15 protein-coding genes and 1 other RNA gene are annotated in these 14,533 nt (G+C 60.2%); 4 read left to right on the top strand and 12 right to left on the bottom strand.

The window, feature by feature from the left end; translation table 11 throughout:
* The 5 genes from prmA to KXD86_RS08885 form a co-directional block, all read right to left on the bottom strand.
* Window positions 1–897, bottom strand: coding sequence for a 50S ribosomal protein L11 methyltransferase (gene prmA, locus KXD86_RS08905; protein ID WP_218635675.1), 897 nt, complete (start codon window positions 895–897; stop codon window positions 1–3).
* 29 nt (window positions 898–926) lie between these two features.
* Complete coding sequence (gene accC, locus KXD86_RS08900) at window positions 927–2,273, bottom strand: acetyl-CoA carboxylase biotin carboxylase subunit (protein ID WP_218635674.1); 1,347 nt, start codon at window positions 2,271–2,273, stop codon at window positions 927–929.
* Window positions 2,274–2,291: 18 nt separating this feature from the next.
* Window positions 2,292–2,753 (bottom strand): acetyl-CoA carboxylase biotin carboxyl carrier protein, encoded by a 462-nt coding sequence (accB, locus tag KXD86_RS08895; protein ID WP_218635673.1) that lies wholly within the window; start codon window positions 2,751–2,753, stop codon window positions 2,292–2,294.
* Between the two features lie 27 nt (window positions 2,754–2,780).
* Window positions 2,781–3,221 carry a type II 3-dehydroquinate dehydratase gene (aroQ, locus tag KXD86_RS08890; protein ID WP_218635672.1) on the bottom strand — a complete coding sequence of 147 codons (441 nt, stop codon included), beginning with the start codon at window positions 3,219–3,221 and terminating at the stop codon, window positions 2,781–2,783.
* Between the two features lie 298 nt (window positions 3,222–3,519).
* Entirely contained in the window at window positions 3,520–5,133 is a 1,614-nt protein-coding gene (locus KXD86_RS08885) for a diguanylate cyclase (protein ID WP_218635671.1), read from the bottom strand.
* 196 nt (window positions 5,134–5,329) lie between these two features.
* Between KXD86_RS08885 and KXD86_RS08880 the strand changes: the two genes are divergently transcribed.
* A complete protein-coding gene (locus tag KXD86_RS08880; RefSeq protein WP_218635670.1) occupies window positions 5,330–7,315 on the top strand; it encodes a bifunctional diguanylate cyclase/phosphodiesterase in 1,986 nt (661 codons plus the stop codon).
* A gap of 21 nt (window positions 7,316–7,336) precedes the next feature.
* Window positions 7,337–8,389, top strand: coding sequence for a DUF2333 family protein (locus KXD86_RS08875; RefSeq protein ID WP_218635669.1), 1,053 nt, complete (start codon window positions 7,337–7,339; stop codon window positions 8,387–8,389).
* A 70-nt stretch (window positions 8,390–8,459) separates the two neighbouring features.
* Here the strand turns inward: KXD86_RS08875 and ppa are convergent, their stop codons facing one another.
* The 3 genes from ppa to rpiA all read right to left on the bottom strand — a co-directional run bounded on the left by ppa (window position 8,460) and on the right by rpiA (window position 11,070).
* Window positions 8,460–8,987: an inorganic diphosphatase gene (gene ppa / locus KXD86_RS08870; protein ID WP_218635668.1), complete on the bottom strand. Its 528-nt coding sequence runs from the start codon at window positions 8,985–8,987 to the stop codon at window positions 8,460–8,462.
* 117 nt (window positions 8,988–9,104) lie between these two features.
* Window positions 9,105–10,244, bottom strand: coding sequence for an acyl-CoA dehydrogenase family protein (locus KXD86_RS08865; RefSeq protein ID WP_218635667.1), 1,140 nt, complete (start codon window positions 10,242–10,244; stop codon window positions 9,105–9,107).
* Between the two features lie 145 nt (window positions 10,245–10,389).
* On the bottom strand, window positions 10,390–11,070 hold the full coding sequence (rpiA, locus tag KXD86_RS08860) for a ribose-5-phosphate isomerase RpiA (protein WP_218636780.1): 681 nt from the start codon (window positions 11,068–11,070) through the stop codon (window positions 10,390–10,392).
* Between the two features lie 149 nt (window positions 11,071–11,219).
* Here rpiA and ilvA point away from each other — a divergent pair, with 149 nt between their 5' ends.
* Both ilvA and KXD86_RS08850 read left to right on the top strand, forming a co-directional pair.
* Window positions 11,220–12,755 (top strand): threonine ammonia-lyase, biosynthetic, encoded by a 1,536-nt coding sequence (gene ilvA, locus KXD86_RS08855; RefSeq protein WP_218635666.1) that lies wholly within the window; start codon window positions 11,220–11,222, stop codon window positions 12,753–12,755.
* Between the two features lie 163 nt (window positions 12,756–12,918).
* Window positions 12,919–13,083 carry a hypothetical protein gene (locus KXD86_RS08850; RefSeq protein WP_218635665.1) on the top strand — a complete coding sequence of 55 codons (165 nt, stop codon included), beginning with the start codon at window positions 12,919–12,921 and terminating at the stop codon, window positions 13,081–13,083.
* Here KXD86_RS08850 and KXD86_RS08845 read toward each other — a convergent pair.
* The 4 genes from KXD86_RS08845 to KXD86_RS08830 all read right to left on the bottom strand — a co-directional run bounded on the left by KXD86_RS08845 (window position 13,053) and on the right by KXD86_RS08830 (window position 14,463).
* Window positions 13,053–13,700 carry a 5-formyltetrahydrofolate cyclo-ligase gene (locus KXD86_RS08845; RefSeq protein WP_218635664.1) on the bottom strand — a complete coding sequence of 216 codons (648 nt, stop codon included), beginning with the start codon at window positions 13,698–13,700 and terminating at the stop codon, window positions 13,053–13,055. The genes KXD86_RS08850 and KXD86_RS08845 overlap by 31 nt on opposite strands.
* Window positions 13,701–13,704: 4 nt before the next feature.
* Window positions 13,705–13,886, bottom strand: a non-coding RNA gene (ssrS, locus tag KXD86_RS08840) — 6S RNA.
* A gap of 74 nt (window positions 13,887–13,960) precedes the next feature.
* Window positions 13,961–14,257 (bottom strand): cell division protein ZapA, encoded by a 297-nt coding sequence (locus KXD86_RS08835; protein WP_218635663.1) that lies wholly within the window; start codon window positions 14,255–14,257, stop codon window positions 13,961–13,963.
* Entirely contained in the window at window positions 14,257–14,463 is a 207-nt protein-coding gene (locus tag KXD86_RS08830; protein WP_218635662.1) for a TIGR02449 family protein, read from the bottom strand. Before KXD86_RS08830 ends, KXD86_RS08835 begins: the two co-directional genes overlap by 1 nt.
* Window positions 14,464–14,533 lie beyond the last annotated feature (70 nt).

Below are 14,533 nucleotides of genomic sequence, written 5' to 3'. Positions count from 1 at the left end.
TCATCCACCGTGGCGTCGTCCTGTGAGGCGGATCCACTCTTCGCGCTGTTCCGGTTCGTCCATCACGAACCAGGGCTCGTAAGCGGCCATGACCTCCCGTGCCTGGTGCGACAGGATGCCCGACAGTACCAGGTCCCCGCCAGGTTTGGTCCGGGCGGCGAGATGCGGTGCGAGGCCGATCAGGGGTTGTGCCAGGATGTTGGCCAGCATGACGTCGGCCTTGGTATCCGGTTCGTTGGCCGGCAGGTAGAGATCGAGGCGGCTGTCGTCGACGCCGTTGCGCCGGGCATTTTCACGGCTGGCTTCCAGTGCCTGGGGGTCGGTATCAACCCCAATCACGTGATCGGCGCCAAGCAGGAGGGCGGCCAGGCCGAGAATGCCCGACCCGCAGCCATAGTCGATCACCTGGCGGTTGCGGACATCCTGGCCGTCCAGCCATTCCAGGCACAGTGCGGTGGTCGGGTGGGTGCCGGTGCCGAAAGCCAGGCCCGGATCCAGCATCAGATTGGCGGCGTCCGGGTCCGGCGCGGCGTGCCAGCTGGGAACGATCCAGAGACGCTCGCCGAATTTCAGGGGGTGGAAATCGTCCATCCAGGCCCGTTCCCAGTCCTTGTCCTCGACCAGGGTGACCTCGATGTCGGCCAGGGCCTGCTGGGTTGCCTGATGCCAGGCATCGCGCAGATCCGCGCACAGCTGGTCGATGTCCCGGTCAGACTGAAACAGCCCGGTGACGGTGGTCTGGCTCCACAAGGGGGTTGTGCCCGGATCCGGTTCGTACAGTGGCTGATCGGCGGCGTCTTCCATGGAAACGGCGTCGGCGCCCATTTCCATGAGCAGATCCTCCAGCTGATCCGCATTGTCCGGATCAGCCGGGATCTGAAGTTGTATCCAGGGCATAGGCGTTCCTGCAGTGGTGATGCAGGACGTCAGTCCCGCATCAGTTTTTCAAGGTAATGAATGGTGAAGTCTACCTGTTTGAAGCCACCATCGCGTACCAGTTTTGCATGCAGGGGCTGATTGGTCTTGATGCCCTCGACCACCAGCTCGTCCAGCGCGTTCTTCATGCGCCGGCGGGCGATCTCCCGATCGTCGCCCCAGGTGATCAGCTTGGCCACCAGGGAATCGTAGAAGGGCGGCACGGTGTAACCACTGTACAGGTGGGAATCGACGCGAACGCCATTTCCGCCCGGGGCGTGGAAATGCTTAACCTTGCCGGGGCTGGGCGCGAACGTCTTGGGATCCTCGGCGTTGATCCGACACTCGATGGCATGGCCGGAGATGCGAATGTCCTCCTGGCTGTACTGGAGCGGCAGGCCGCTGGCGATGCGCAGCTGCTCGCGTACGATGTCCACGCCGGTGACCATTTCAGACACCGGATGCTCCACCTGAACACGGGTGTTCATTTCGATGAAGTAGAACTCGCCGTCCTGGTACAGGAACTCGAAGGTGCCGGCGCCCACGTAGCCGATTTCCTTGCAGGCATCGACGCAGGCCTTGAGCGTGCGGGCCCGTGCTTCGGGGTTCACGTTCGGAGCCGGAGCCTCCTCGATGACTTTCTGGTTCCGCCGTTGCATGGAGCAGTCGCGGTCGCCCAGATGGATGCAGTTGCCATGCATGTCGGCGAGTACCTGAACCTCCACGTGACGCGGTCGCTCCAGGAATTTTTCCAGGTACACGGTCGGGTCGCCGAACGCATTCCGGGCTTCACTCTGGGTAATCTGGACGCCCTTCAGCAGGGCGGCTTCGGAATGCACCACCTGCATGCCGCGACCACCGCCACCGGAGGCGGCCTTGATCATTACCGGGTAACCGATCTCGCGGGCAATGCGCAGGGTGCGCTCATCGTCATCGGTCAGCGGGCCATCGGAGCCAGGCACGGTGGGAACACCGGCGCGGATCATGGCGTTGATGGCCGAAACCTTGTTGCCCATCAGGCGAATGGTTTCAGCCCTGGGGCCGATGAAATGAAAGCCGCTTTTCTCCACCTGCTCGGCGAAATCGGCGTTCTCGGCGAGGAAACCATAGCCGGGGTGAATGCCCACGGAGTCGGTCACTTCGGCGGCGCTGATGATGGTCGGAATGTTGAGGTAGCTGTCCAGGGGGCTGTTCGGGCCGATGCAGACGGATTCGTCTGCCAATCGGACGTGCATCAGGTCACGGTCGACCTGGGAATGCACTGCGACGGTCTTGATGCCCAGCTCCTTGCAGGCGCGCAAGATCCGGAGGGCAATTTCACCCCGGTTTGCGATCAGAACTTTTTCTAACATGGCCATGAGTAGCAATCACCGAGTTCAGGAAATGACGATCAGAGGCTGATCAAACTCCACCGGCTGGCCGTTTTCGACCAGAATTTCAGTGACGGTGCCGTCCTTGTCGGCCTCGATCTGGTTCATCATCTTCATCGCTTCCACGATGCAGACAACGTCACCGGCTTTCACTGACTGACCGACTTCCACAAATGCCTTGGCAGTGGGAGACGGCGAGCGGTAGAAGGTGCCGACCATCGGGGATTTCACGGAATGTCCGCTTGGCGCGGCCGGTGCAGACTCTTCCTTTGATGGAGCAGAGTGGGCTTCCTGGGCCGGCGCAGACTGCGGCGCCGGGGCCGGGTAGTGACTCACGTACTGGGTGCCGGCGACCTGTTCGCGGCGCCGGGAAATGCGCACCGAGTCATCACCTTCATGAATCTCCAGCTCCTCGACATCGGATTCCTCGAGCAGCTCGATAAGTTTCTTGATCTTGCGAATATCCATAGTTAATCCAGTCCCGTTATGTCTGGTCTATCGGTGAATGCGTTGCAGGGCCGCCCGGAGAGCGAGGTCGTACCCCTGGCTACCCAGCCCACAGATAACGCCCTCGGCGATATCGGAAAAATACGAATGATGGCGGAAGGGCTCCCGCGCATGGACATTGGAAAGATGCACCTCGATGAAGGGGATCCCGGACGCCAGTACGGCATCCCTAAGCGCAATGCTGGTGTGCGTGAAGGCCGCCGGATTGATGATGAGGTAATCCACGCCCTCCGCCCTGGCTTCGTGAACCCGCTCGATCAGCTCGTACTCGGCGTTGGATTGCAGGTGCAGCAAGTGGTGCCCTTTTTCCGCCGCGGTCTGCCGGAGCCGGTCGTCGATGTCGGCCAGAGTCTCGTACCCGTAGACCTCAGGCTCGCGCGTTCCGAGCATGTTCAGGTTCGGGCCATGGAGCACGAGAATTGTCGACATGGTTCAGTCTGCCTTTTTGTCTTTTTAACAGGATCGCCGAAAATAACAGCACGTTCACATAATGGTGCGTGCTTGTTTCAATCAGATCAACACTTTTTGACAATCATTCGTGTTGTCCATTGGTCGTAAAAAGACGGCTACTGCATCGAAAAGGACGCTTTCCGCTGATGACAATCATTGTCGTCAACAGTGGGGGCAAACGCTATAAGACGTTGGTTTCATACCGTTCAGGGCGAACCGGGCGGCCTGCCCCGCTGGGGCAGCCGATTTTTGGACGGGCAGTGCCGTTTGGATGGGGCTACTCGGAGGCGCTGGTGACGCAGTTCCGGCCGGCATTCTTGGAATCGTACAGCGCGCGATCAGCTCGCTCGCAGAGCGCCTGCGACGATTCGCCCTGCCAGGCGGCAACGCCGCAGCTGAAAGTGACGTTGAACTCCCGGTCGCCCGCCGGTTGGTGGAGTTCGCAGAACCGCTCGCGAATCTCGTTCAGGACATTGCGGGCATCGCTGGGGCGTGTGTTGGGGAGAATGATGGCGAATTCCTCGCCACCATAGCGCCCGATGTGGTCGGTCTTGCGCAGCCGCTGCTTCAGGAACATCGACAGACTCCTCAACACCCGGTCGCCAATCGGGTGACCAAAAGTGTCGTTCACCTTCTTGAAGTAATCGATGTCGATCATCGCAAAACTCAGCGGCTGGTCTTTCTGTCTCGCCCGGACAATCTCCTGATCCAGCAGGTGCAGTGTGTGGGTGTGATTGTAAAGCCCGGTCAGGCTGTCACGGATCATCAGCGCCAGCAGCGAGCGGGCCCGACGCCCCCGGTTGTGGATGGTGGCCACGAGGTGCTTGGGGTCGATGGGCTTGGTCAGGAAGTCGTCACCACCGAGGCTCATGGCGTGCAGCTGTTTGGTCACATCCTCTTCGGCGGAGAGGTAAATGATGGGCACACTGTGGAAGCGGTCCTGCTGGCGGATTACCCGGGCGATCTCCATGCCGGTGCAGCCGGGCATGTACATGTCGAGGATGATGATCTCGGGGGAGAACTCCTCGAGCGCGTGAATGATCTGCATGGGATCGGTGATGATGTGGGCGGTCATGCCGGCCTTCTTGAGCACCGTTTCCATGTACTTGGCCTGGGCCCGGGAATCGTCCAGGACCAGCACCTTGTAGGGTTCAACCGTGTTGCCGTGGGTGTAGGTCTCGATCTTTTCAATCAGCTGGCCCGGATCGACTGCCGGATAGAAAAATTCCTCGCCACCGCACCGTGAGGCCCGCAGGCGGGTCTCGATGGTGCCATCCTCGTCGCTCATGAAAATGATCGGGATGGGCGTGTCGTGGCGTTCCTGCAGCTGCTCGATGGTGGTAAGGCCGGCATTGTCCGCGCCGCCGAAATTGACATCCATGAGGATGGTTTCGGGTTTGTGCAGGGCGCAGGCCTCAATCAGTTCCTCGGCCGAGTTGAAGGCGGACGCCCGGAAGCCGAAAAATTCCAGCTGGCGGATCAGCCGGCTGGCCATTTCCGGGTTCGCCAGGGCAATGTAGACCGGGGTGCGCCGGAACTGGTGCGGCGCCTCGGAGCTGTCGAGATCGGTGCGCCGGAGGGTGCTGCGGGACAACGCTTCGATCGCATCCTGAATCTTTCGCTCGAGGCCGTCGTCCAGGGGCGCCTCCGCTGGCCATTCCGCCAGCAAGTCGAGGATCTTCTTGCCGGCGTCGGCATGGCCGGCCATTTCAAACCGCTGCGCGTAACGCACCAGCTTGTCGGTGGCGGCGGTGAACTCACCATGGTGCGCGCTGGAAAGACCCCTGTCCTCATGGATTTTCTGCCAGGTGTCCAGAACAACCCGGGCCTGGGTTGTCACACGTCGCGCGAAATGCTGCCTGAGTTTTTCTTTCTGGCTTTCGTCGTTCATGGTGTTCTGGCCTGTCTCTTTCGCATTATTGGTCGCCCGTCCCGGTCTGGACGATTTTTCCACCTTAGTCCTGAACCAGAGTCTATAGTGTTTAGTGTTGTCGGCGTAGGTTGCTCCATGTAAATGTTTGTCAACTCTGCGGTGCAAGTCACAATCCACCGACCGGCTGGCGCACAGTCAATCGGAGAAACCTTCCATGGCCCGGAAGCACACCTGCATTGATCGACCCCAGTCTGGCGCAGCCACACTGCGGACGATTCTGCTGCTGTTTACCGGATCGCTGCTGGTCCTTGTCCTTGCTGTCGGGTTTGTCACCAGCTACGGCTATTTCCGCGATTACGTGTCGGAGCAACTGGCCGGCCATGCCAGGGACGGCGCCACCGCAGTGGGACTGTCCCTCTCCAACGCCATTGATGCCCGGGATCCGGTGGCCTCGGCGTCGTTGATCGATGCCGTGTTCGACAGCGGACGCTATCTGTCGGTGCGTTACCTCGATCATCAGGGGCGTGAGGTGGCCGGTCGGGAGATGACGTTGTCTGACAGCACGGTGCCGGCCTGGTTTCGCGCGTTTGCGGATCTTGAACTGACGGTGGCGGAAGCCGAGGTCGTTCGGGGCTGGAGCCGGTTGGGCAAGGTGCAGGTGGTGAGTAATCCGGGCCGGGCGTACACGGACCTGTGGCGGATCACCATCGGCCTGATTGCCAGTACGGCCATCATCGGCGGGGTGGGTCTGTTCGCGCTGTTCCTGCTGCTCAAACGCACCCTTCGGCCCCTGCGAGCCCTGGAACGACAGGCTCAGGCCCTTGGGAACCGGAATTTCCGGCAGCGGGTCACCGTCAAATCCACCCGGGAAGTCAATCAGGTCACCGCTGCCATGAATCAGATGGCGGACGACCTGGGCCAGCTGTTCGAAGGACAGGCGAAGCTGATTCAGCACCTGCGACGTGTGAATAACGAGGATCCGGTAACCGGGCTGGCGAGTCGCAGCGCCTTCGATCAGCGCCTGAAGGTGGAGGTGGAGTCGGAGGAAAAGGCCGCACCCGGGGTTCTGATACTGGTCCAGTTGTGGGGTTTTGCCACTTATAACCAGACCTACGGTCGTAGCGAGGCTGACCGGCTGCTGCTGCGGGCTGCGGTGGTGATCAACGGGTTCGTATCCGCGCACGTGGGTTCCTTTGCCGGACGCCGCAACGGTGCCGAGTTTTCCATCTTCGTGCCGGGTGCGATGCCTGCGGATGCCGGCATCTGGTGTCACGACCTGGTGATCGAGCTGGACAGCGTCTACGCCGATCTTGCGGCGCCACTGGAAACGGCCGTGCATGCCGGCGTAGCACCAACCGGCGAGGGCCGTGGTATTCGCGAGTTGCTGGCGGCGGCCGACGAGGCTTTGCGGTTGGCGCAGGCCGATGAGGAGACCGGGTGTCATCGTGCCGAGCCGGAGAAGGAGGGGCATCACAACCTGGAAACCTGGCGGGTGATCATCAGTCAGGCGATCCGGGAGCAGAACCTGACGCTCTGGTTGCAGCCGATGGTCAGTGAGCAACAGTCACAGCCGGTCTATCATCAGGTGTTTTCCCGCATCGACGGTCCCGAGGGGCCGCTCAAGGCCGGTGCGTTTATCCCCATGGCCGAGCGGTTTGGCCTGATCTCGGACATCGATCGATTGTTGATTCAGCGGGTCTTGATGCGACTGGCTGAACGGCCGGATGAGCCCCTGGCCGTGTCGCTGAGCAGTGCGTCTGTGGCCAGTGAGGCCTTCCGCAAGGAAATACTGGCCATGCTGGAGGAGGCTGGCGCGCGAGCTGCCAACCTCTGGATCGGTATTTCCGAGCACACCATTCACCATCATCGGACTGCGGTGGGACTCCTGGTGCGGGCGCTGTTTCGCCTCGGAGTGCCCGTGTTGGTGGATCGTTTCGGTGTTGGTGGGGTGCCTTTCAGCTACCTCAGGAATCTGAGCGTCCAGGCATTGCGTATTGATAACTCATTCATTCACGATATAGACACTCACGACGACAACCGTTTCTATCTGGAATCCGTGGTGTCCATTGCACACAGTCGGGGCGTCAAGGTATTCGCCACCGGCGTGGAAACGTCGGCGGAGTATTCAGTTGTGTCCAAACTGGGTATCGACGGGGCCATGGGGTACCATCTTGGTCGACCATTTGCTGCTGACCATTAACCGACAGGGGAATAACAGTCTATGCCAGGCAAACTCAGACAGTACTTCAGGGACAAGAAAGACGACGTTCAGGATTATGCCGGCGGCAGCGGAATGATTGGCAAGTTCATTCTGGTCGTGTTGGTGGTGTACCTGCTGGTGACCATCGTCCTTGGCATGTACTGGAGTAGCGAGCCGGAAGCCTTCTCGGTTCGGGAGCACACGCGCTCCGTGGCCAATAGCATGCAACGGGAACCGATTACCGGCTTTGCTACCACGGTGACCACCATTCGCATTGCCGAGACCCTGCTGGACAAGCCGGGTGGCTACATTTCCAACGATATCTTCCCGCCGGGCCTCTGGCTGGACAACATGCCGAACTGGGAGTACGGCGTACTGGTGCAGTTGCGGGACCTGTCCCGTGCTTTGCGCAAGGATATCAGCCGGTCCCAGAGTCAATCCGCCGAGGATCGGGACCTGACCATCGCCGAGCCCCAGTTTCATTTTGACAGCAACAGCTGGGCAATCCCCTCGACAGAGGCCGAGTATCGTCGCGGCATTCAGGCGCTGAAGCGATACCTCAATCGCCTGTCGGATCCGGAGCAGGCCGACGCCCAGTTCTTTGCCCGTGCCGATAACCTGAGCAACTGGCTGGCGGATCTGGAAACCCGCCTGGGCAGTCTGTCACGGACCCTCGGGGAGAGTGTTGGCAAGGCGTCGGTGTCTGATGCGGTCGCCAACGTCAACCAGGACGATCCGCTGGACGAGGAAACCGGCTCAATTGATGTCAAAACGCCGTGGACCAAGATCGACGACGTTTTCTACGAGGCCCGCGGCAGCGCCTGGGCCCTGCTGCACATCTTTCGCGCCATCGAAGTGGACTTCCGCAAGGTGCTGCAGGACAAGAATGCCATGGCCAGCGTAAAGCAGGTCATTATCGAGCTTGAAGGCGCCCAGGGTTCGATGTGGAGCCCGGTGGTGCTCAACGGCAGCGGTTTCGGGGTGTTGGCCAACCACTCACTGACCATGGCGGCCTATCTGTCGCGGGCGAACGCGGCCATCAGTGACATGCGGGACTTGCTGTCCCGGGGCTGACCGGGGCGCGCAGGCAAGTACAAAAAAACCGGGCGTTTGCCCGGTTTTTTGTGCGTCGAAGACGGGGTGATCAGCCCTTGTAAGCCTTGATCGAGTCTTCGATGGCCTTCTTGGCGGCAGCGGCGTTATCCCAGCCCTGAACCTTGACCCACTTGCCCGGCTCGAGCGTCTTGTAGTTCTCGAAGAAGTGCCGGATCTGGTCGCGCAGCAGCTCGGGCAGGTCGTCCACTTCCTTGACACCGTGGTAGGTGGTGGTGAGCTTGTCATGAGGTACCGCCACCAGCTTGGCGTCACCGCCTGCTTCGTCTTCCATGTTCAGGACGCCCACCGGACGGCAGCGGATCACGGAGCCGGCCTGGACCGGGTACGGAGTGACAACCAGCACGTCCAGTGGATCGCCGTCGTCGGCCAGGGTGTGGGGGATAAACCCGTAGTTGGCCGGGTAGAACATGGGCGTGGCCATGAAGCGGTCGACCAGCAGAGCACCCATGTCCTTGTCCAGTTCGTACTTGACCGGTGAGCTGTTGGCCGGGATTTCGATGGCAACGTAGATGTCTTCAGGCGGATTCTTGCCTGACGGAATGTTTGCGAATTGCATAGTCGACTCTTCCTAGGTGCGTTTAGATAGTGTGTTTAACTGCGGCTAAAAAGTGGCCGCAATTATACGGAAGTCTCCTGCAGTTCGAAACTAAACGTTGGTCTTGCCTCTGCCAGGCTAGAACTTCAGCTGTTTGCTGATCAGCTCCTTCATGATTTCCGTGGTGCCTCCTCCGATGGACAGGATCTTGGCGTCCCGATACAGGCGTTCGACCACCGATTCCCGCATGTAGCCCATGCCCCCGAAGATCTGTACCGCCTCCCGGGTGACTTTCTCGCAGACCTCGACCGAGAAGTTTTTTGCCATGGCGACCTGCTTGATTGGATTCTTGCCCGCCTGCATCAGATCCGCACAGCGGTAGGTGTACTCTCGGGCGACATCGATCTGGGTCGCCATGTCCACCAGCTTGTGGCGGGTCACCTGGAACCCGGTGAGGTTGCGGCCGAAAGCCTCGCGCTGGTTGGCATAGTCGAGGGCGGCTTCGTAAGCCAGCTGCGCCGTCATGTAAGCCATGATCGACAGGCTCAGTCGCTCGGCCAGGAAGTTGCTCATGATGGCCATGAAGCCGGCGTTTTCCGCGCCGATCAAACGGTCGGCCGGAACCCGGCAGTCCTCAAAAAACAGCTCCGCGGTGTCGCTGGCCCACCAGCCCATCTTGCGCAGCTTCCTGCCGGTTGAAAAGCCGGGCATGTCACGGTCGATCAGCAACAGGCTGATGCCGCTGTGGCCCTCGCCGCCGGTACGCACCGCCACGGTGTAGTGGTCCGCGCGCAGCCCGCTGGTGATGAAGGTTTTGCTGCCATTGACAATGTAGTGGTCGCCGTCCCGGACGGCGCGGGTTTTCAGATGGGCAACATCGGAACCGCCGCCGGGCTCGGTGACGGCCAGGGCGGCAATTTTCTCGCCCCGCAGAACCGGCGGCACGATCTGTTCCCGGATTTCCGGCCTGGCCCACTTGGCGACAGGGGGCAGCCCGATGTCGAGCGACCCCAGGCTGGCCACCAGACCGCCAGAGGTGGAACGCATCAACTCCTCTGAAACGGCCACGCGCAGGAACAGGTCGCCCTCGCCGGTGCCGCCGAGCGATTCCGGGAACCCGATGCCCAGCAGGCCCGCGTCGCCCGCCAGCCGGTAAAGCGCCCGCGGGAATTCGCCGGCCTCTTCCCAGTCGTCAATGTGCGGCAGGACGTGGGTATTGATGAACTTTCGGGCGCTCAGGCGCGCTTGCTCGTGGATGTCGTTGAAGTAATCGGACACGGTAGGGCTCCCTGTGATCTGGAATCATGGGAAGCAGTGTTGCGCACTTTTGAGCACCAAGCAAGCGCTTGGTTTTGTTCCATTGGGACAATAAAAAAGCCGGCCCGGAGGCCAGCTTCTGTGCGGGCTCGGGCCCTGGGGCCAATCAGGCGCCCGGGCGGGGGATGCTGTTGACTCCGGTGCTGGTGCCCAGTAACAGAAGATCCGCAGGCCGACGGGCGAAGAGGCCATTGGTCACCACGCCAACGATGTTGTTCAGCTTTCCTTCGATGTCGATGGGGCGGGAGATGTCCAGGTTATGGACGTCAATAATGATGTTGCCGTTGTCGGTGACAACGCCCTCCCGGTAGACCGGGTCGCCGCCGAGTTTCACGATTTCGCGGCCCACGTGGCTGCGCGCCATGGGGATGACTTCCACTGGCAGCGGAAAGCGGCCCAGTACGCCCACCATCTTCGATTCGTCGGCAATGCAGATGAAGGTCTCTGCAACCGCGGCCACGATCTTCTCGCGGGTCAGTGCTGCGCCGCCGCCCTTGATCAGCTCCAGTCGCTCATTGGTTTCGTCGGCTCCGTCCACGTAGAACTCCAGCGAGCCCGCGCTGTTCAGATCATACACCGGGATGCCGTGGCTTTTCAGGCGCTCCGCTGTGGCCTCTGAGCTGGCAACGGCGCCGTCAAATTCGGTTTTCAGCTCGGCCAGCATGTCGATGAAGAAATTGGCGGTGCTTCCCGTCCCGACGCCGACGATGCTGTCGCTGTCGAGGCGCGGCGCGATGTAGTCAACGGCGGCTTTTGCCACGGCTTTTTTGAGTTCGTCCTGGGTCATGGAGGAGGTCATGGAGGGGCTCCGGGTCCAAATCTGAATGAGTTTCACGCCATTATAGCTCTTCCGGGCGGTCTGCTTATAGACGGCTGCCGTGCAAACTTCCTACACTGTGGGTTTTTCCCAGCCAACCACCAACAACCGGAATCGCTATGCCGCAACGCTACATCAAGAAGATTCTCGATGCGCGCGTCTATGACGTGGCCATCGAAACACCCCTGACTGAAGCCCGCAGTCTGTCCAAGCGTTTTGGCAATAACATTCTGCTCAAGCGCGAAGACCTTCAGCCGGTGTTCTCTTTCAAGATTCGCGGCGCGTACAACCGGATTGCGCAACTGTCCGAGGAGCAGAAGGCCAAGGGCGTGATTTGCGCGTCCGCCGGCAACCATGCCCAGGGCGTGGCGCTGGCGGCCAAGAAGCTGGGTATCAAGGCGGTGATCGTGATGCCGCAGACCACGCCGGAGATCAAAGTACGCTCGGTGCGGGACCACGGTGCCAAGGTGGTGCTCAGGGGCGACGCTTTTGATGAAGCTGCAGCCCACGCCCAGGAACTGATCCAGAAGCATGGCTACACCTACATACCGCCCTTTGACGATCCCGACGTGATTGCGGGCCAGGGTACCGTGGCCATGGAAATCATGTGGCAGTTCAGTCAGCCCATTCACGCCATCTTTATCTGTGTGGGGGGCGGTGGCCTGATTGCCGGCATGGCGGCTTACATCAAGTATCTGCGCCCCGAGATCAAGGTCATCGGTGTCGAGCCGGAGGATTCCAATTGCCTGCAGGCCGCCATGAAGGCGGGCAAGCGCGTGGTTCTGGACGAAGTGGGCATCTTTGCCGATGGTGTGGCGGTCAAGCAGATCGGCAAATACCCGTGGGAAATCTGCAAGGATCACGTTGACGAGGTGATCACCGTCTCCACCGATGAAATCTGCGCCGCGATCAAGGACGTGTTCGAGGACACCCGGTCAATCGCAGAGCCTGCCGGTGCCCTGGGGGTTGCTGGTATCAAGAAGTACATCCAGCGTGAACAGATCGAGGGTGAAAACCTGGTGGCGACCCTGAGTGGTGCCAACATGAACTTCGACCGGCTGCGTTATGTGTCCGAGCGTACCGAGATCGGTGAGCAGCGTGAGGCAATTCTGGCGGTAACCATTCCGGAGAAGCCCGGGGCGTTCAAGACGTTCATCAATGCCCTGCACAAACGCAGCATCACCGAGTTCAACTACCGTTACGCGGATCGGGATGAGGCGACGATTTTCGTCGGTATCCAGATCCAGGCCGGTGGCCACGGCCGTGAAGACCTGGTTCAGGACCTGCGGGAATCCGGCTATGGTGTCATCGATCTGACCGACAGTGACCTCGCGAAGCAGCACATCCGCCATATGGTCGGTGGCCATGCCCCGAGCATCACCAACGAGAAGGTCTTTCAGTTCGAGTTCCCGGAACGCCCGGGCGCGCTGTTGAAGTTCCTGATGTCACTTGGGACCCGCTGGAACATTTCCATGTTCCATTACCGCAACCACGGTGCGGCATACAGCCGGGTGCTTTTGGGCGCCCAGGTGAACGATGACGAAGTCCGTGACTTTGAGAAGATGCTGGACAAGGTGGGTTTCCGGTACGAGAACATGACCGACAATGAGGCCTACCAGTTGTTCCTGGGTGCCGGCAATAGCCGGCCTGACTGACTCGAGGGGGAGATCGCGCATCCCCGGAAGGTTACAGAACTGTAACCTGTCAAAAATTGTAAAACCTGGGGTGCGTGTTAGTCTTTCGGTTAATTCTTGGAAACAGAAATAGCTACCTGATTTTCAAACATTTTAAGAACTGTCTTTGAAGGAAGCGACAATCATGGGCGGCAAGCCTGACATTATCAAAGCGGTCGTGCTGATATTTGCTGTAGGCCTTGTCATCACTGGTTTCACGTCGATTCACGCCTCCGAAGATCAACCCCGCATTGAAGCTGGCGTCACCATCGGGTCGCTTCAGGTTGCCGAAGGGCGCCTGAACCGGTAACACCGCCGGTCGGTCACCACCCCATGCAGCGGCACGTCCCAGGGTTCAATGGGTAGCTGCCGCACCCTCTGAAAATCATGGGCAAGTCCAATCAGTTTGGGCGCGAGCCTTGGCCGTATCCGGCTGAAGGCGAAGGTCCGGTCGTAAAATCCGCCTCCCATGCCCAGTCGTCCCCCGTTTTCATCAAAACCGACCAGCGGAAACAGCACCGCGTCCAGGGCCCAGGCCGGGCGCTTCAGGGCGTCACTGAACGCAGGCTCCGGTATGCCAAAGCGGTTGGGGCGCAGCTCAACGTCATCAGAATAGGGGCTGAACACCAGTTTGCCCGGGTGAATCGGGTGCAGAACCGGCAGGTAGAAGAGGATGCCTTTGCGTCGGCCCAGGTCCATGTAGAGCCGCGGATCAATCTCGCCATCGTTCGGCAGATAGACGGCAACGTGTCGGGCGCGGTGCAGGTCCGGGTTGTTCAGCAGGTTCAGGGCGAGGTGTTCCGAGGCCTGTTGCTGTTCCTCGTACGACAGGGAGCGTCGATGCCGGCGCAGGCGCTTGCGGAGTTCGCTGCGTGGAACCGTGTCGGAATGGGAATCGAACGGTTGCGGATCGATAGGCTGGCTCAAAATAAAGCTTCCCGGGCTGCCGTTATCGGATGTGGCCCTTGAACCCAAAGTTCAAGGTCGGTGGCCGCTGTGACATATTAGGCTTTCCCCTGTCGGGGACGTGCTCACAATGCCCTGAAGTAGCCACCTGGGTAGTGCGCATCGGCTCGAGGACGTCTCCGACTATCGCGAACAGCCCAGGAAGTTGATCCCATTATACGGGCACTGCCGGGGCCGATTGCAACACCGATTCTGTAACCCTTGCCAAGCGGTAAGGTTTCCTACCGGCCCGTGGAATCGCCCAGGGCACTGTCCAGCTTGCTTCCCATCGCCTGGAGCAGAGAGCTGGTGGCGTCCGACATGGTGTCCCGCTCCAGCAGTTCGTGAGTGATGTTCAGTGCGGCCATGACTGCGATGCGCTCGGTGCCGAAGACCTTGCCGCTAGAGCGGATTTCGCGCATTTTGCCATCCAGGTGTCGGGCTGCGCGCAGCAGGGCCTCACGTTCCTCCTCCGGGCAAGCGACCAGGTATTCCTTGTCGAGGATCTTCACCTCTACGGTGGTGGGTTGCTGAGACATCAGTGGTGCTCCAACGCCCGCAGGCGGCCAATCATGGCTTCGATCTTGTTTTTGGCAAGATCATTCTTGTGCATCAACTGGGCCCGCTCGCGGTTCCAGTCATCCTGCAGGTCCCGCAACGTGGCGTTATCCCGCTCCAGTTTCTGACAGTGCTCGATCAGCTTATCCAGCTTGTCCGCTAATGCCTGTACTTCGGACTGTTCCATCACGTGCCCAACATCGGTTGTTGTGGTTGCAATCAACTATAAGTCTGGACGCTAAGTTGGTCAATTTACA

Origin of the sequence: Marinobacter arenosus (genome assembly GCF_019264345.1) — a bacterium.
GTDB lineage: Bacteria > Pseudomonadota > Gammaproteobacteria > Pseudomonadales > Oleiphilaceae > Marinobacter > Marinobacter arenosus.
Note: the sequence above shows the minus strand (reverse complement) of the source record. Positions and strands in the feature narration are given on the sequence as shown.